Raw genomic sequence first — 17,747 nt, forward strand, 5'->3', positions numbered from 1 at the left:
CAAAAGGCTAGGGAAGGCGGGATGGGCGCTCCATTATACCTTGGGTCAGGCGGGAGCGATCGCGCGGGTTCGCACCAGCTCCTCGACCACCGTCGGGTCGGCGAGCGTGCTGATATCGCCCAGCGCCTGGGCGGATACATCGCCCTCCGCAATCTTGCGCAGGATGCGGCGCATGATCTTGCCCGACCGGGTCTTGGGCAGGCCAGGCGCGAACTGGATCACGTCGGGAGTCGCGATCGGCCCGATTTCGGCGCGGACCCATTGCACGAGCGTCCGGCGCAGGCTGTCGCTCGGCTCTTCGCCCATGTTCAGCGTCACATAAGCATAGATGCCCTGCCCTTTGATATCATGGGGAAAGCCGACCACCGCCGCTTCGGCGACCTTGGCATGTAGGACGAGTGCGCTCTCGACCTCGGCGGTGCCCATGCGATGGCCCGATACGTTGATGACGTCGTCAACGCGCCCAGTGATCCAATAATAGCCGTCCGCATCCCGCCGGGCACCGTCGCCTGTCGTATAGGTGCCGGGAAAGGTCGAGAAATAGGTCTGGAAGAAGCGATCATGGTCGTTCCAGACCGTCTGCATCTGCCCCGGCCAGGACTGGGCGATGACCAGATTGCCTTCGCACGGACCTTGCTGCACCACGCCTTCGCCATCGACGATCTGCGGTTCGACACCGGGCAAGGGGAAGGTCGCACTGCCCGGTTTGAGCGCGGTTGCACCCGGCATCGGCGCGATCATCGCCGCGCCGGTTTCGGTCTGCCACCAGGTATCGATGATCGGGCAGCGCCCTTCACCGGCAATGGCATGATACCAGCGCCACGCTTCCGGGTTGATCGGCTCGCCCACGCTGCCCAGCAGGCGGAGCGAGGATCGGTCGGTCGCGGTGACGAAATCGTCGCCCTCCTTCATCAGCGCGCGCAGCACGGTGGGGGCGGTGAACAGCGTGTGGACCTGATGCCGGTCGACCACTTGCCAGATGCGGCTGGGCGTCGGCCAACTGGGCAGTCCTTCATACATCAATGTGGTCGCGCCATTGGCGAGGGGGCCATAGACGATATAGCTATGCCCCGTGACCCAGCCGATATCGGCCGCGCACCAATAGACATCGCCCGGCCGATAGTCGAAGCAGAGTTCATGCGTCAGCGAGGCCCAGAGCAGATAGCCGCCGCTGCCATGCACGACGCCCTTAGGCTTGCCGGTGGAACCCGATGTGTAGAGCAGGAACAGCGGATCGCAGGCGTTCATGGGTTCGGGCGGACAGTCCGACACGACGCCTGCCATGGCATCATGATACCAGATGTCCCGACCCGGCTGCATATCGATAGCGCCGCCGGTTGCCTGCACCACGATGACGCGATGGATGCTGGTGCAATGGTCCATGGCGAGCGCGGCATCGACATTGGCCTTGAGCGGTACGCGCTTTCCACCACGACGCCCCTCGTCGGCCGTGACCAGGATGGTGGAATCGCAATCGGTAATCCGACCCGCCAGCGCTTCAGGGGAAAAGCCGCCAAACACTACCGAATGGATCGCGCCGATCCGGGCGCAGGCCAGCAGGGCGATCGCCGCCTCCGGGATCATCGGCAGATACAGCGTGACGCGATCGCCTTTGCGCGCGCCCGCGTCTTTCAGGACATTGGCGAAGCGGCACACGGCATGATGCAGTTGCCGGTAGGTCAGGCGGCGCGGCGCTTCGGCTGGATCGTCGGGCTCCCAGATGATCGCGACGCTGTCGCCATGGTCGGCCAGATGACGGTCCAGGCAGTTGACGGACACATTCAATGTGCCGTCGGCAAACCAGCTGATGCCGAAATCCGCTTCGTCAAAGCTGCTTTCGCTCGCCTTTGAGGGCGGCGACATCCAATCCAGCCGCGCAGCCTGTTCCAGCCAGTAGTTTTCCGCATCCTCCAGCGACCGCTTATGATCGGCCATACGGCGGTCCTCGTTCATGCGGGCGCGCGTCGCCCATTCGGCGGGAACGGGGAAAAGCTCTTGCGACATCATATCTTCCTTCAGTGGATGAAACGCAGGCCGATCCACAGGGTCCGGGGCGTGCCCAGATCCATCGACCCTGCAACATTGCGGGTGACTATAGTGGCGTCGAACAGGTTTTCGGCCCGTGCCACCAGCGACAGACCATGTCCGATCGGCAGGTCGGCAAAGGCATCGATGGTCAGGGCGTCGGGAAGGACATCCCCCTGAAGATCGTCCTCATATTGTTTGGCAACATAGCGCAGCGTCGCGGACAGCGAAGGCCCGGTTGTCGGTTGCCAGCCAAGAGTAGCGCTGGCGGCGTGGCGGGGGCTTTGGGCGGGGGCAAAGCCGTCGAACGCTAATCCCGGCGCACGGACGATGCTATGGCTATAGGCATAGGAGCCGGACAGGAGCAGGGCGTCGCGCAGCCGCGCGCGCCCGGTGAGTTCGACGCCCTTCGCGATCACCGCCGACACATTGCGCCGCTGGCGCAGATTGGGGGCGACAGTGACATTGGCGATGGCATCGTCCAGCCGATTGTAGAAAAGCGTCAGGCCCAGCGTGACATCGGCAGCAGGATTGATGTCCAGCCCGGCTTCCACACCCTTCAGCCGCTCCGGCAGGAGCGCCGCATTGGCTTGCGTGGTGATCGGGAAGACGACGAACGGACGGTAGAGTTCGTTGAGCGTGGGCAGGCGGAAGCCGGTATAGGCCGCGGCGCGCAGGGCGACATCCTGATCGACGCGGAACAGCGCGCCTGCACGTCCGGTGACCTGCCAGTCGCTGCGCCTGGCGAAATCGCTGCTGCCCGTCACCACCCCCGCCGCGGTCCTGCTATCGAAAAAGCTCCGGCGGATCGTCCAGCGATCGGCGCGAATGCCTCCCGTCAAGATCAGCGATCCCAGCGTCCAGTCATCTTCCATGAACAGCCCGGTGGTGATCTGCTGCCCGCCAGCGCGGCGACGCGCGGTTACCGGATTGGCGGTCAGATTGGCATTATAGGCCTCCTCCGCCATCATGCCGTCCGCCAGCCGCGTGTCGACGCCGAGCCGCAGCACATGCGCGCGCCCGACCGGCGGTCGCAACTCGATCTTGCCACCAAGGCCGGTCGACGGCGTGTTCCGCTGATCGAGCGATTTGCGATAGGTCGATGCGCTGATGACGATATTGGAGAAATTGCGTGCCTGCACATAGGCCAGCGCATCCACTTGCCAACGGCCACGGACCATCAGCCGGATGCTGGCATCCTGCCCCTCGCTGTGGCTGTCCGACCCGGCAAAGCGCAGCGTCCGGTCATCGCGGAAGAACAGGCTGCGAAACTGCACTTCCATATCGGATGACAGCGGTGCGACCGCGCGCAGGTTGACCGACCAGCCAGCATAGGCAGCAGGCGTGGTTGCGGCGACGCGCTGGGATTTCGGCGTCGTATGGAAGCCGTCGCCCCGGTCCCAGCGGCCAGACAGCGACATGAAACCGCTTCCCAAATCCTGCGTCAGGGTGCCCGATACTTCGCTGGCATGACGGCTGCCGTAAAAGGCGCTGGCGGATAGGTCCGCCAAGTCGTCCCGCGCCGCACTGGCCAGCTCGATCGTGCCTGCCACCGCGCCGGCACCAAAAGCGCCCGATCCGCCGCCGCGCGTAATCCGCGCCGCAGACAGGCGATCGGGCACCAGCGCGCTAAAAGGGATATAGCCGAAAAACGGGTCTGCCATCGGCACGCCATCCAGCAACAGCAATGTCCGGCTGGACGCATTGCCGCCCAATGCCCGCAAGGTCGCACCCTGCGCCGAAGGGTTGGCCGAACGGCTGTCGGAACGACGAAACTGCTGAAACCCGGCGACATCGGCCAGGACCGTCTCGATGCGGTTGGCGGCATTGCCGGTCAGTCGATCCCGGTCGATCAGGACCGATCCATAAGCCGAACTGCCCGGCGGGAGAGGAAGGCTTTGACCCAGAACGACGATGTCGTCGCCTTCCTCTGCCCTGGCATTCGGCACCAGCAGGACATGGCCCGCACAGGACAGCATTAGTGCGCCCCATGCGATCAGGCTGTTGCAACGCATTGTGCCGTCTTCCCCCTTTGTCGCCCCTTGCTGCGGCGACCTCCGTCGATCGGAAGCCGCCGCGCCATGCCCTCTGTTCAAAAGAACAGGATGGCGCCCGCTGCGACCGTGTCGGCTTCCGCTGCATTGCCGTTATGGGCCTGCGATTTGGTGCGGATATATTCGCCGATCAGCGTGACCCAGCTGGTGAGGCCATAGCGTGCCTGACCGACCCAGCTGCTGCTCTTGTCGAGCAGAGCGGGATTAGCCAGGGCATCGGCGGCGTTGGCATAATGGAGGTTGCTTTCACCATAGCTGCCGCCGACCGAAAATTTGCCGAACGTGGCCAGCCCCTGCAGGTAGAAGCCATCGCTGTCGCGCTTCGCCCCGGTCGCATCGGTATCGAACAGGTTGAGCGCGGTCGTGCCCAACCCTGAGCCATTATAATAATAGCCCGTCAGCATGATCGGCCCATAGCCGATCTTCGCCCCCGTATCGAAGCCGCTGCCCGTATAGGTCACGCCATCGATGCGATGATGTTTTTGCGTGATGCCCGACAACCAGGCGCGCGCGGACAGATCGCCGAATTTCCCGTCATAGACGATCTTGCCCTGAAAGCCCGGCGACTTGCTGTTCTCGCCCGGCCCGGTGATCGATTCGAGCGGCTGGAAGATACCGGCGGAAATCTGGAAGCCGCCCAGCTTTGGCGAAGAATAGGTGATCTGCGGCTGAAAGTCGGTGTAGATATAGCCGATGCCGATCCGCCCCAGCGACGTGTTGGACGGCGCGACATTGCCGCCGCTCGAACCTACCGACAACAGGGTGATGTCGTTCAATATGCCTTCGGATCCGAACAGTCCGATATCGCGGCCCAGCTTGAATTCGCCCAGTCCCGCGCGGCCGATGGTCATATAGGTCTGACGAAAATCGATACCGGCCGTTTGCAAGGCCGTATTGCGTCCGCCGCTATTGGCCCCACCGCCCGCGGCATAGGTCGCGCTGTTGATGCCCGGATACATGCCGAAATGTGCGCCCACATCCCAGCCGTCCTGGTTGGTCGTAACATCGAATTTCAGATAGCCGGGCAGCAGGCCGTTGCGGACCGACGCGCTTTTGCCACCAACCGGCACCACGCCGCCGACGACCGCCGTATTGGGGCCGGGAGCCTGTCCGTTTTCATGGGTGTAGAAGCCATTAACCGAGCCGGAAATCTTGACCGAAACGCCGCCGACTTCCATGCCGACGCCGCTATCGCTCATCCGCACCAGCCGCTTGTCGTCCAGCGACGCCGCCGCGGACTGGGCTGGTGGCGGGGCAGCGGGTGCGACCTGCGCAGCCTCTTGTTGCGCAAGTTGCTGATATTCCTCGTCGGTCAGAATCCCCTTTTCGTGGAGCCTTTTCAACAGTTCCGCCGTCGTCCCCGCCGTCGCCGGTGTTGCGGTCAGCGCGAACAGCATCGCCATCGCGGCCCCGCCCAGCCATTTCCCCCTAGACATCTCATCCCTCCCATTATGCGCCGGTCGTGCCGACGGGCGAAAGAGTGCGTCGAGTGGGGCGGGGTGCAAATTGGACTTTGGTTCTCGTTCCTTGGGTCAGAGGCGCAGGGAGGTCATGGCGCGACGGCGATCCCCCACGGGCCAGCGCCCACCGGCACCGTGCCGACGACCTTCGCACTGGCGAGGTCCACGATCGACACGCTATCGGACAAGCCATTGGCTGCATAAGCGCGCGTGCCATCCGCGCTGATGGCGACGTGCCACACCCGTTTGCCCACGGGCACATAGCGCGCACGGTGCGCGTCGCCACATCGACCAGCGCGATATGGTTGGCGCGGCCCAGCGCCACGATCGCCGTCTTGCCATCCGGCGTGAAGCGGATGCCGCAGGGCAGGATCAGATGATCCTGCACCCCTGCTATGGCAAAGCGGATCGCCGCGGTGATCTTTCGCGTATGTGGGTCGGCAATCTGGACGGTGCCGCCAATCTCGGCTGCGATCCATAGCTGCGTTCCATCGGCGGTGAACTCGACATGGCGGGGGCGCTGGTCGGTTTCAGTGGCGTCCACCATCGTTCTAGTCGTCAGGTCGATCCAGTTTACGACATTATCCTCCTCCGACGTCACGACCACCCATCGGCCATCGGGACTTTGGGCGACCCCTTCCGGTTCCTTGCCGACATCCACCTGAAAGGCGACCGTGCGGCTTTCCAGGTCGATGGCCGTCAGTGCCGCGTCATCTTCATTGGCGACGAACAGCATCCGTCCGTCGCGCGACAGGAAAAACTGCTCAGGGTCCTGGCCCGATGGCAGGTCCGCGATGATCTTACCCGTGGCGCGGTCGATCAGTTGCACGGCATGATCGCTGCTGGCGCAGAGCAAGATATATTTGCCGTCCAGGCTAAGGGTGATGCCGCGCGGGCGCCCCCCCACCGGCCAGGTTGCGAGCGGCATCATGGTGGCTGCGTCGATCACGCTGATGCTGTTGCCCCGTTCATTGGAGACATATAGCGTTTCGGCATGGAGCGCAGGCATGCCCGCAACCATCGCTAGCCCCGCCAGAGTGGCCTTCATCATGGCTAATCCTCTCCTCCATCGGCGCGTCATTGCAGCGCCCGCCCGGCCTATCGGGCTTATCGGTGCGGCGGGATTGTACCAATGGCCAATGGGGGGCGCCCTCCCGCTTCCCTACAACCTGTCTCCACAAGCGCGAGCGGCCGATATGGGCCGACAGACAGAGACGAGGATGGATGATGAGTAATAAGGGACGTATCGCATTGATCGGCGCCACCTGCCTGCTTGGCGCGTCGATCACCTCATCCTTGCTGGCACATGGCAATGTCACGCCCCAGGCGGTGGAAACGGCGGCGTTGCCCGACATTGGCGAAGAGTGGCTGCAGCATAATCCCTATCGCGGCAATGCCGACGCTGTGAAGATCGGCGAGTCGGCTTACGGCCAGAATTGCGCGCGCTGCCACGGGCTGGACGGTGAATCCGGCGGCATTGCGCCCGACCTGCGCTATCTGGAACTCGGCGATAGCGGGGATGAATGGTATATCCAGCGCTTCCAGCACGGGTCCAGCCATGATGGCAAAGTCTATATGCCGCCCATGGGCGAAGTGCTGGGCCAGAAAGCCGGCTGGGCGATCCGCGCCTGGCTTGAAACCAAGCATCAGGAGTAAGGCGCCATGGATCGTCGCGTCTTCCTCCACCATGCAGCTATGGCCGCGATGCTCGCCATGTCGGGCCTTCCCTTGGGCAAAGCTGCAAAGGCCGCGCCGCTGGGCCGGGTCAAGGAACTGGGTGTGCTTCGGGTCGCCGTCTATCGGGACAATCGCCCTTGGTCCTGGCGCAAGGATGGCCGACTGGTCGGCATCGACGTCGATCTGGCGCAGGCGCTTGCCAAGGGGCTGGGCGTGCGCGCCGATATTGCCGAGCTAGTCGCTGACGAAAGTGCCGACGATGATTTGCGCAATGGCGTGTGGCGGGGCGGCCTGCTCGGCTTCCAGCCCGCCGATATCATGCTGCATGTGCCGTTCGACCGCGCCTTTGCCGCGCGCAACGACCAGGTTGCGATCGTTGCGCCCTATTTCCGCGAGAGCTTCCAGTTCGCCGGGGTGAAGAGCGAGATCGATGTCAACGCCCCTCCGGCCGACTATCGTGGCAAGCGGCTGGCGGTCGAACTGGACTCGATCCCCGACTTCTACCTGATCGGTACGGCGGGCGGGATATTGGCCAGGGATGTCATCCATTTCTCCAATGGTGCCGATGCGGTGCTCGCCGTGACCGACGGGCGCGCGGACGCCGTGCTGGCAAGCCGGGCGCAGATCGAGGCGGTGCTGCACGACAGCGGCACCACCACAGTCGCCACCCGAACCATGCCCCTGCCCGCCTTCGCATCGGCCGGGTGGGACATCGGCATGGCGGTAAAGGAGAACAGCCGCAATTTGAGCGATGCAGCGGAAGCGATCCTGGCAACGATGCGCGCATCGGGCGAACTGGAAACGATCTTCACGGCGCATGGCGTGCGTTACAGGCCTGCACTCGCGGCGGGTTGAGCGGCCTGCTCTTGCCCAAATCCGAACGAGGGGATGGCCTCATAGAATGAAGGCGCGACCCAAGGTCCAATTGCTCCGCCAGCCTCACCCCATAATCTGCACGTCGAAGGCGCCGCGCGCGCTCATAACAGGGAGGATGATCATGAAAGGGCGTTTCACACGTTCGCTAACCGGCGCAGTCACTTTGGCGCTATTGACGGCCGCGGCACCGCTGGTCGCTCAGGGGCCGACCGATGCGGAATTGATGGCCGATGCGACATCGACCGGCGATGTGCTGACCTATGGCATGGGGCCACAGGCGCAGCGCTTCAGCCCACTGACCGCGCTCAATACCCAGACCATATCGCGGCTAGTGCCCGCCTTTGCCGCATCGCTGGGTGGCGAAAAGCAGCGGGGGCAGGAATCGCAGCCTTTGGTCTATGACGGCACCATCTACGTCACCGGCTCCTATTCGCGCCTCTATGCCTTCGACGCGCGCACGGGCGAGGAAAAATGGGAATATAATGCCCGCCTGCCCGACGGCATCATGCCCTGTTGCGATGTCGTCAATCGCGGTGCGGCCATCCATGGCGACAAGATCATCTTCGCGACGCTCGACGCACGGCTCGTCGCCCTCAACCGGCTGACCGGCAAGGTCATCTGGAACAAGCAGATCGCCGATTACAAGGCGGGCTATAGCGCCACCGCTGCGCCGCTGATCGTCAAGGGCATGGTCATCACCGGCAATTCGGGCGGCGAGTTCGGCGTGGTCGGCGCAGTGGAGGCGCGCAATGTCGATACCGGCGAGCTGATCTGGCACCGGCCGGTGATCGAAGGGAATATGGGAACCCTGCGCGGCAAGGATAATGGCATTACCGGCAAGCTCAACGCCAGCTGGCAGGGCGACATGTGGAAGACCGGCGGTGGCGCGACCTGGCTCGGCGGCACTTATGACCCGGAAACCAACCTTCTCTATTTCGGCACCGGCAACCCGGCCCCCTGGAACAGCCATTTGCGCCCCGGCGACAATCTCTACAGCGCCTCGACGCTGGCGATCGATCCTGAAACGGGCGTGATCAAATGGCATTATCAGACCACGCCGCATGACGGCTGGGATTTCGATGGTGTCAACGAATTCATCCCCTTCGATGCTACGATCAACGGCAAGCCGATGAAATTGGGCGGAAAGGCCGACCGCAACGGCTATTTCTTCGTGCTGGACCGCACCAATGGCAAATTCATCAGCGCCAACAAGTTCGTGATGCAGACGACCTGGGCCGATGGCTATGACAAGAATGGCAAGCCCAAGGTGATCCCGGCGGGTCGGCCCGGCGCGCCCGACGGCGCGGAAAAAGGCAAGAGCGTCTTTTCTTCTCCATCCTTCCTGGGCGGTAAGAACTGGATGCCGATGGCCTATAGCAAGGATACAGGTCTTTTCTACATCCCCTCTAACGACTGGGGCATGGACATCTGGAACGAACCGATCGCCTATAAGAAGGGGGCGGCCTATCTGGGCGCGGGCTTCACGATCAAGCCGATCGCCGACGATCATATCGGCGCGCTGCGGGCGATGGACCCCAAGACCGGCAAGATCGTGTGGGAATATAAGAATAAGGCGCCGTTATGGGGCGGAGTGCTGACGACCGCAGGCAACCTGGTCTTCACCGGCACGCCGGAGGGCTATCTCAAGGCGTTCGATGCAAAGACCGGCCAGGAATTGTGGAAGTTCCAGACCGGGTCGGGCGTGGTCGGATCGCCTGTCACCTGGGAACAGGATGGCGAGCAATATGTCGCCGTCATGTCCGGCTGGGGCGGCGCGGTGCCGCTATGGGGTGGCGAGGTCGCCAAGTCGTTCAAGGATATCAACCAGGGCGGATCGCTCTGGGTGTTCAAGCTGCCGAAATAAGGGAATAGCTGCTATGATCGTCATGGGGCGCGGGAATTATGCAGGCCAGTCAGGCCGTCTTGCCGTGCCCCCGATCATGGTCGATCGTCATGGGCAGGGGGGACGGATGCAGGGGGATGATGGCGACCTGATGGCGGACGAGGTCATGATGGAGCGGGTGCTGATCATCGACGATCATCCGCTGGTCCGCGACGGGCTGCGCAGCGTCATCGCCATCACCTTCGACGGCTGTGCGATCTTCGAGGCGGCCGGCATGGAGGAGGCGCTGGCGACGCTGGACAAACAGTCCAATTTCGACCTGATCCTGCTCGACCTCCACATTCCCGACGTCAAGCGGCTGGACGGGTTGCGCCTGTTGCGCAGCCGTTTTCCGATCCTGCCCGTGGTCATGATATCGGGCGCGTTCGACCGTGCGATCGTGCGCGAGGCGCTGACCGCCGGGGCGGCGGGGTTCATCCCCAAGTCGATGAGGCGCAGCGCGATCGTCGATGCGCTGCATCGCGTGGTGTCCGGCGAAATCTACATGCCCGACGCGATCGAGGATGGTCCGCAGGAAAGCCCGGAAGAAGCCGATATCCTCAACCGCATCGGCAGCCTGACGCCGCAGCAGCGAGTGGTGCTAACCCATCTGGTCCATGGCCGATTGAACAAGCAGATTGCCCATGACCTGAGCGTATCGATGACCACGGTGAAGGCGCATGTCTCGGCCATCCTTCAGAAATTGCATGTGCTCAGCCGGACCCAGGCGGTGATCCTGGCCAACCGGGTGCGTTTCGACGGCGATAATTAGGCGATCAGTCCAGGATCGTTCGGAGCAACGCGCGCAATTGCGCCGGCTTCACCGGTTTATTCAGCAACGGCGTCGCGGTGGCCGCCAATTGGGTTTTCAGCGCCTCGCTGCGATCGGCGGATATCATCACGGCGGGCACTTTGACGCCGAAATGATCATGCAGGCGCTGGATGACGGTATCGCCCGTTTCGCCATCTTTCAGATGATAGTCCACCAGGATGATATCGGGCCGCGCGCCATCGGTGAAGAGCAAGGCAGCCTGATCGAACCCGTCAGCCGTTGCCACCGCACAGCCCCAGCCGGTCAGCAGCGTACGCATGCCGGACTGGATCTGGCGTTCATTGTCGATCACCAGCACGGAAAGATTGCGCATCGGTCGGTCGCGGGACGGCGGCGCGCGATCGTGATCATCATCGCGCTGTTCCTGCCCGATCGGCAGGGTGATGGCGAATGTGGCGCCTTCGCCCGGTGCCGACCGCAATGTGATGGGATGACCCAGCATATCGCTGGCCCGTTTGACGATGGCGAGGCCCAGCCCCTTGCCCTGGCAGCGTGTGTCCAGCCGCAGAAATTCCTCGAAGATCAGCGCCTGCTTGTCCGCCGCGATGCCGGGGCCGGTATCAGTGACGCTGATTTCCACCCTTTTATCCCTCGCCGCGCAGCAGACCCGTACCGATCCGCTGGGGGTGTAGCGAATCGCATTGGAAATGAAGTTCTGAAGGATGCGGCGCAACAGCCGGACATCGGTTTCGACCCAGAGCGGTTCGGCTATGATCTGGAAGGCGAGATGCGCTGCACGGGCCATCGGCGCGAATTCCACGTTCAGCGTCTGCAACAGCCGGTCGATGCGGATATGCCCGATTTCCGGCTGGATCGCCCCTGCGTCGAGCCGGGAGATTTCCAGCAACGCCTCCAGCAGATCTTCGACCGAATCCAGCGCCGTCGACGTCTGGTTGACCAGCGCGCGCGTCGGCAGTGCCAGCCGCCGGTCCCCCAGCGCCGCAACGAACAGCCGCGCGGCATTGAGCGGTTGCAACAGGTCATGGCTGGCCGCCGCGAGAAAGCTGGTTTTCGACAGGTTCGCCTTTTCCGCCGCGATCTTCGCCTGCGTCAATGCGGCTTGAACCACCCGCCTCTCGGCCACTTCGCCCTCCAGCTTGCGGTTGAGTTCGACCAGTTCGCCGGTGCGTTCCGACACCCGGCGCTCTAACGTTTCCGCCGTTTCCTGCAAGCTCGCCTGCGCGCGCAGCATGTCGGTGACATCGATGAAACCGAACACCTGGCCGCCGCCCGCCATGGTCTTTGCCCGGATTTCGAAATGTCGCTGGCCCGCCGCGCACCTGCGCACGATCGTTTGATTGTCGGCATGCCCTCCGCGCCAGTCGAGACAGCCGCCATCGTCCAGCCCCAACGTGTCGCGACACCAACGGACCAGATCGCCATGGCTGGCCAGCGCGCCCGCAAGATGATCGGGCAGGGCAAGCAGGCGGCGCAGCGCTTCGTTCCAGGCGGCCAGTTGCCGACTATTGTCAAACAGGCACACCCCCTCCGACAAATTGTCGAGCGTCGCCTGAAGCACGACATTGCGTTCGGCCAGTTCGCGCGCGCGGGCGCGGGCATCCTCCGCCTTGGCCTCGGTAATATCGGTATAGATGCCGACGATGCCGCCTTCGCTGGTGCGCAATTCGTTGATCTGGATCCAGCGGCCATCGGCGAGCCGCTGCACCTGTGCGCCATCGGCAATGCCATGTTTGGCCAGCCGGTCAGACACCCAACGATCCGGCGCGACCTGTGCCCCGGCCGGGCTTTGGCTATGCGCCACGATCCGCGCAATGTCGTGGAAGGTCACGCCTTCGTTCAGATGGTCCGCCACCTGAGGCCAAAAGCCAAGATAGGCCTCGTTATGGAGAACCAGCCGGTCCTCCGCATCGAACAGCACGAACCCCTCGTTGATCGATTCGATCGCATCGCGCAGGCGCATGCGGGCGGCATCGGCGCGGGCATGGGCATCGCTCAGATCCGCATTGGCCTTGGCCAGTCGCCCAAGCGCATCTTCCAGTTGGATTGTGCGATCCCGCACCTTCGCTTCCAGCGAGATGGCGGTTTCAAACATCGAAAAGGCGTTGGCCGACATGTCGGTCGACCGTTCCACGCGGTCCATCAACGCGCTGTTGATCTTGCGCAGTTTGCGGTTCTCCTCGCGCAGACGCGCGACGTCGCTATCCGCGTTCGACCGGGTGCCATCCTGCGTCATTTTCCGATCGCAAGCCCGCTAAACGTCTGGTTCACATGGAGCGCATGATATTGTTCGCCATAGGTGTTGAAACCGACGACCCGATGCCGCGCATAGAGGGCGGATACGTCCCGGCTGATCTGCCGTTGTTCCGCGTCGATCCGGTTCAGCACGCAATCGAAGGCGATGATCCGATCCACTTCTCCGACATGGACATCTATGTCCTGGAACAGGGCTTCCATGCCGGCGATACGGTCCACCGGCTCGCCGATCGTGAGCACGATGCCCTCGTCGATGGCGCAGTAGAAGGTCAGGCTCCCGTCAGGGTTGGCGCTCTGGATCGATCGGACATGATATTCCCCGCCCGCGCGGACCATCGGCGGATGCGCGGCGAAAAACGCCGTCCCCAGCGCTTCGCCGGCATGACCCGCCAACCGCAGATATTCGGCTGCGGCCGGTTCGGCATTGATCTCCGTCACAATCCGTTCAGGTGAATTCGCGCCGGTAATCACCATCTTCCGGTCGCCCGGCCGATAATGCTGCGCCTTAAACACATGTATCGCCCGGCTGGTAGACAGGATGGCAATGACTGCCGCGCGGGCGTGAAAGTGCCCGCCATCGAATATCCCGGTCTGGCGAAAGGCCAGGTCGTCGCCCGAAGACCCGCCGATCAGCGGAATGTCGCCCAAGGCATCCTGGATCGTCATGGTCAGCAATTCTTCGCGATGTGACAGGCCGTCCACCAGGAACAGGGCGACATGATTGACGCTCTCGCCCAGCCCCCGACTGTCGCGTTCTGCCCGTGCCGCAAGCGCGCGCACCTGTTCGCGCGCGGCTTGGGGATCGAAATTATCGATGTCGTCGAAACAATGGGACGTCATGCAGAAGCTGTCGGCGGGAAAGCCTATGATGGTCAGGCTGTCGCTGTCATAGCCATTGCCGGTCAATTCCCCCGAACTGGTGCAGCCGATAACCGTCATACCCTCGCTATGCCGGTTGATCGCCCGCGCCAGCCGGTCGCGATCATAGCGGTGCGAGCAGAAGATCATCGCACCGGCCAGCGGCTGTGCGCCCAGCGTCTCACCCAGTTCTGCCATGGCCTCGAACGGATCATCGGCATGGGAGGAGGCGAACCCTATCCCCGCCTTCAGGATGTCTGTCGTCGCCTTGCCCCTCATCCCGCTGCCTTGTCGTCTTTATGGCGATATCATGCGCAGGGATGATTGATATTGTCACCCGAAACCCGACGCTTTTTGCGCTTTGGACCGGATATGTCGTGCGGAAAGGGGCAAGCGTATCATCGCTTGCCGGAACGGCAGGTCTGCGTCGCGCAATCAGCCGCCGCGCGCTGGTTCTCCAGCGGCCTCCAGCAGCGCCGACTCGCTTTCGGTAAACAGGCGCGAGCGGACCAGGAACCGCAGGCCTTCGGGGCTTTCCAGCGACATGCCAGCACCCCGGCCCGGCACGACATCGATGATCACCTGCGTATGGCGCCAATAGTCGAATTGCGCGGCGCCGATCCATACCGGCACATCGCCTGCAATCAGCCCCAACAACACATCCTGCGCCCCGACCCGAAATTCACCGCGCAGGAAACACATCGGGGCGGACCCGTCGCAGCACCCGCCCGATTGATGGAACATCAGCGGCCCATGCAGCGCCGTCAGACGGGTGATCAGGCGTCCGCCTGCGGGGTGGACAGGATGCGGGCCGGAAGCGATGTCATCGTCTGTCTCCGCCAGAATGAAGCGGCAGGCATCCCATGATGCCTGCCGCTGACCTTTAGAAAAAGCCCAGGGCCTTCGGGCTGTAGCTGACTAGCAGATTCTTCGTCTGTTGATAATGGTCCAGCATCATCTTGTGATTTTCGCGCCCGATACCCGACTGTTTATAGCCACCAAAGGCCGCATGGGCGGGATAGGCATGGTAGCAATTGGTCCACACCCGACCAGCCTGGATGCCGCGCCCCATGCGATAGGCGCGCGTCCCGTCGCGGGTCCATACGCCTGCGCCCAGACCGTAGAGCGTGTCATTGGCGATCGCCAGCGCGTCGGCCTCATCCTTAAAGGTGGTGACCGCCAATACGGGGCCAAAGATTTCCTCCTGGAAAATCCGCATCTTGTTGTGGCCCTTGAGGACGGTGGGCGTCACATAATAGCCCTGGCTCAGATCGCCCTCATGGCTGGCGCGTTCGCCGCCGGTCAGCACCTGCGCGCCTTCTTCGCGACCGATGGCGATGTAGGACAGGATCTTTTCCAGTTGATCGTTGGACGCCTGCGCGCCGATCATCGTCGATGGATCGAGCGGGCTGCCCTGCTTGATCGCCTTCACCCGCGCGATGGCCCGTTCGATGAACCGGTCGTACATCGATTCCTGAATGAGCGCGCGGCTGGGGCAGGTGCAGACTTCACCCTGGTTCAGCGCGAACATGGCAAAGCCTTCCAGGCATTTGTCGAAATAGTCGTCGTCCGCGTCCATCACGTCGGCAAAGAAGATGTTGGGCGACTTGCCGCCCAGTTCCAGCGTCACCGGGATCAGATTTTCCGAGGCATATTGCATGATCAGGCGACCAGTCGTGGTTTCGCCGGTAAAGGCGATCTTGCTGATCCGCTTGCTGCTGGCGAGCGGCTTGCCCGCTTCGACGCCAAAACCATTGACGATGTTGAGCACGCCGGGCGGCAACAGGTCGCCGATAATCTCCATCAGCACCAGGATCGACATCGGGGTCTGCTCTGCAGGCTTGAGCACGATGCAATTACCGGCCGCCAGCGCGGGCGCCAGTTTCCACACCGCCATCAGGATGGGGAAGTTCCATGGGATGATCTGGCCCACCACGCCCAGCGGCTCGTGGAAATGATAGGCGATGGTGTCATGGTCGATCTCGCTGATTGACCCCTCCTGGGCACGGGCGCAACCGGCGAAATAGCGGAAATGGTCGATCGCCAAAGGAATATCGGCATGGGTCGTCTCGCGGATCGGCTTGCCGTTGTCGATCGTCTCGGCCATCGCGATCAGATCCAGATTGGCTTCCATCCGATCGGCGATTTTCAGCAGCATGTTGGACCGTTCGGTCGACGACATCCGGCCCCACGCCGCCTTGGCGGCGTGCGCGGCATCCAGGGCCAGCTCGATATCCTCGGCCGTGCCGCGTGCCACCTGGCACACCACCTGTCCGTTGACGGGCGAAACATTGTCGAAATAGGCGCCCTTCACAGGCGCCGTCCATGCCCCACCGATATAATTGTCATAGCAATCGCGGATGAGGGTATGGCCAGATAATTTCTCCAGCGCCTGGTGCAGCATCATCATATCTCCTGGGTCAATTTTCGCATTGAAATTCAGGATGTCAGGATGGCAAACCCTGTAGGTTGCGCAATAGGACCTTTGGTCAATTGCGAGAAGCCACGATAATCGCTTCTTCCAAGGCTAACCGCGCTGTCAGTGATTGTGTGTCCACGAAAGGCTTGATCCCATTCTTCGATAGAGTGTGTTCGCGTTTATGGCCGGTTCCGCCATGATCCGTCGTTCCGCAAACCAAGCGCGAATGACAGCTTTGTCCCACGATACGGCGGTCGCTTCCGACGGCGGCCGACCAGAATCAGCCATTCACGATAGCCATTATGAATTTCGGCTCCAGACAAAAACTGCCGATAGCACGACCTAATGCGGCCAGGCAGCTTTGCCCCTCGACCCCGCCTTTGAGACCTATCGGCAAGCATGCCCGCTTTCAGGCGATCTTTAGGCGCTCCGCTATAGTCAACATTGGGGCGCAAAGCAGCCGCAAGCTCGAATCACCGTGCTTCGAGATCAGATTGCCGTTGATCGGCCGGTGAACATATCCACGGTCACATCGCTCAACCAGTCCAGAAAGACCTTCATCCTGCCCAATCGACTGGCCTGCTCCGAATACAGCGCACTGACCTGTAGAGCGGGTGTTCTGAGCTTGTCGGCAAGGAGCGGCACGAGCTTTCCAGAGCTAATGTCCGCATCGATCATGTAATCGGAAAATTGCGCCAACCCGCACCCTGCAAGGACCAACGCACGCACCGCTTCACCGTTATCCGCATGCAACGAAGGAGGGATGCGGATCGGGCTTGAGTGCCCTTCGAACCACCAGTCGTTGAGGCGCACGGGGTTCCTGAAGGCGACCTGCTTGTATCGCTTCAGAGGTCGTGTCCCGGCGCGTGGTGTAGGTTTTGAGGGTAGCGAAGCTGACCGGACGCGCGCTCATCGATAAAGCGCTGTAGCGGCCGGTCAGTTTCGCGGGTGGTCACCGGCGAACTTCGGATAAGTTTGGGTTGCGAAGCTCAACTTACGGAGACCACCGATGACCAATGACAAGATGGACCTGCACGCTCTGGTTGGGAAGACAGCCGACGGCGATTTTCTACGCGACATGATCGGCTTTGCCGCGCAGCGGCTGATGGAACTGGAAGTGGGCGGTGCGACCGGCGCTGCCTATGGTGAGAAAGATCCTGAGCGCCTCGCGCAGCGCAACGGCTATCGGGATCGGGGACTGGGAGACGCGAGCAGGGGACGGTCGAGCTGCGGATCCCCCACTGCGCAAGGGAACATATTTTTCCAGGGTTTTCTGGAGCCCCCGCCGTATGGCAGAGAAGGCACTGACGGCCGTCATCCAGGAAGCTTATATCCAGGGGATCTCGACCCGCTCTGTGGACGTCTGGTCAAAGCCATGGGCATGAGTGGGATCTCAAAGAGCCAGGTCAGCCGACTGTGCGTGGAGATCGACGAGCGGGTGAAGGCCTTT

General features: G+C 62.5%; 11 protein-coding genes and 3 pseudogenes. 5 read left to right on the forward strand and 9 right to left on the reverse strand.

Annotated features, from left to right (window positions below):
* Positions 1 to 45: 45 nt before the first annotated feature.
* From acs to BF95_RS17890, 4 genes and pseudogenes are all read right to left on the reverse strand, one after another.
* Positions 46 to 2,004, reverse strand: coding sequence for an acetate--CoA ligase (gene acs / locus BF95_RS17875; protein WP_043153159.1), 1,959 nt, complete (start codon positions 2,002 to 2,004; stop codon positions 46 to 48).
* 11 nt (positions 2,005 to 2,015) lie between these two features.
* Positions 2,016 to 4,004 carry a TonB-dependent receptor gene (locus BF95_RS17880; protein WP_043153145.1) on the reverse strand — a complete coding sequence of 663 codons (1,989 nt, stop codon included), beginning with the start codon at positions 4,002 to 4,004 and terminating at the stop codon, positions 2,016 to 2,018.
* 113 nt (positions 4,005 to 4,117) lie between these two features.
* The gene (locus BF95_RS17885; protein ID WP_043153149.1) at positions 4,118 to 5,515 is read right to left on the reverse strand and encodes a porin; all 1,398 of its coding nucleotides are present in this window, start codon (positions 5,513 to 5,515) and stop codon (positions 4,118 to 4,120) included.
* 113 nt (positions 5,516 to 5,628) lie between these two features.
* Positions 5,629 to 6,590 (reverse strand): annotated as a pseudogene (locus tag BF95_RS17890) (PQQ-dependent catabolism-associated beta-propeller protein).
* Between the two features lie 176 nt (positions 6,591 to 6,766).
* Between BF95_RS17890 and pedF the strand changes: the two are divergent.
* From pedF to BF95_RS17915, 4 genes are all read left to right on the forward strand, one after another.
* Positions 6,767 to 7,195, forward strand: a complete 429-nt coding sequence (gene pedF / locus BF95_RS17900) for a cytochrome c-550 PedF (protein WP_043153153.1) — start codon at positions 6,767 to 6,769, stop codon at positions 7,193 to 7,195.
* A gap of 6 nt (positions 7,196 to 7,201) precedes the next feature.
* Positions 7,202 to 8,071, forward strand: a complete 870-nt coding sequence (locus tag BF95_RS17905) for a substrate-binding periplasmic protein (RefSeq protein WP_043153154.1) — start codon at positions 7,202 to 7,204, stop codon at positions 8,069 to 8,071.
* 142 nt (positions 8,072 to 8,213) lie between these two features.
* Positions 8,214 to 9,956, forward strand: a complete 1,743-nt coding sequence (locus tag BF95_RS17910) for a methanol/ethanol family PQQ-dependent dehydrogenase (protein ID WP_043153160.1) — start codon at positions 8,214 to 8,216, stop codon at positions 9,954 to 9,956.
* A 13-nt stretch (positions 9,957 to 9,969) separates the two neighbouring features.
* Positions 9,970 to 10,746 carry a response regulator gene (locus BF95_RS17915; RefSeq protein WP_043153155.1) on the forward strand — a complete coding sequence of 259 codons (777 nt, stop codon included), beginning with the start codon at positions 9,970 to 9,972 and terminating at the stop codon, positions 10,744 to 10,746.
* A gap of 4 nt (positions 10,747 to 10,750) precedes the next feature.
* Here the strand turns inward: BF95_RS17915 and BF95_RS17920 are convergent, their stop codons facing one another.
* The 5 genes and pseudogenes from BF95_RS17920 to BF95_RS17940 form a co-directional block, all read right to left on the reverse strand.
* On the reverse strand, positions 10,751 to 13,000 hold the full coding sequence (locus BF95_RS17920; RefSeq protein ID WP_043153156.1) for a hybrid sensor histidine kinase/response regulator: 2,250 nt from the start codon (positions 12,998 to 13,000) through the stop codon (positions 10,751 to 10,753).
* Positions 12,997 to 14,157 (reverse strand): FIST N-terminal domain-containing protein, encoded by a 1,161-nt coding sequence (locus tag BF95_RS17925; protein ID WP_327195477.1) that lies wholly within the window; start codon positions 14,155 to 14,157, stop codon positions 12,997 to 12,999. The genes BF95_RS17920 and BF95_RS17925 overlap by 4 nt, the downstream gene beginning before the upstream one ends.
* 156 nt (positions 14,158 to 14,313) lie before the next feature.
* Positions 14,314 to 14,705, reverse strand: a pseudogene (locus tag BF95_RS17930) (DUF779 domain-containing protein).
* A 56-nt stretch (positions 14,706 to 14,761) separates the two neighbouring features.
* Positions 14,762 to 16,282: an aldehyde dehydrogenase gene (gene adh / locus BF95_RS17935; protein ID WP_043153165.1), complete on the reverse strand. Its 1,521-nt coding sequence runs from the start codon at positions 16,280 to 16,282 to the stop codon at positions 14,762 to 14,764.
* A 504-nt stretch (positions 16,283 to 16,786) separates the two neighbouring features.
* Positions 16,787 to 17,146, reverse strand: coding sequence for a LysR substrate-binding domain-containing protein (locus tag BF95_RS17940; protein ID WP_081764206.1), 360 nt, complete (start codon positions 17,144 to 17,146; stop codon positions 16,787 to 16,789).
* 160 nt (positions 17,147 to 17,306) lie between these two features.
* Between BF95_RS17940 and BF95_RS17945 the strand changes: the two are divergent.
* Positions 17,307 to 17,747 (forward strand): annotated as a pseudogene (locus BF95_RS17945) (transposase); the annotation flags it as partial.

Origin of the sequence: Sphingobium sp. Ant17 (assembly GCF_000588875.1) — a bacterium.
Lineage (GTDB): Bacteria > Pseudomonadota > Alphaproteobacteria > Sphingomonadales > Sphingomonadaceae > Sphingobium.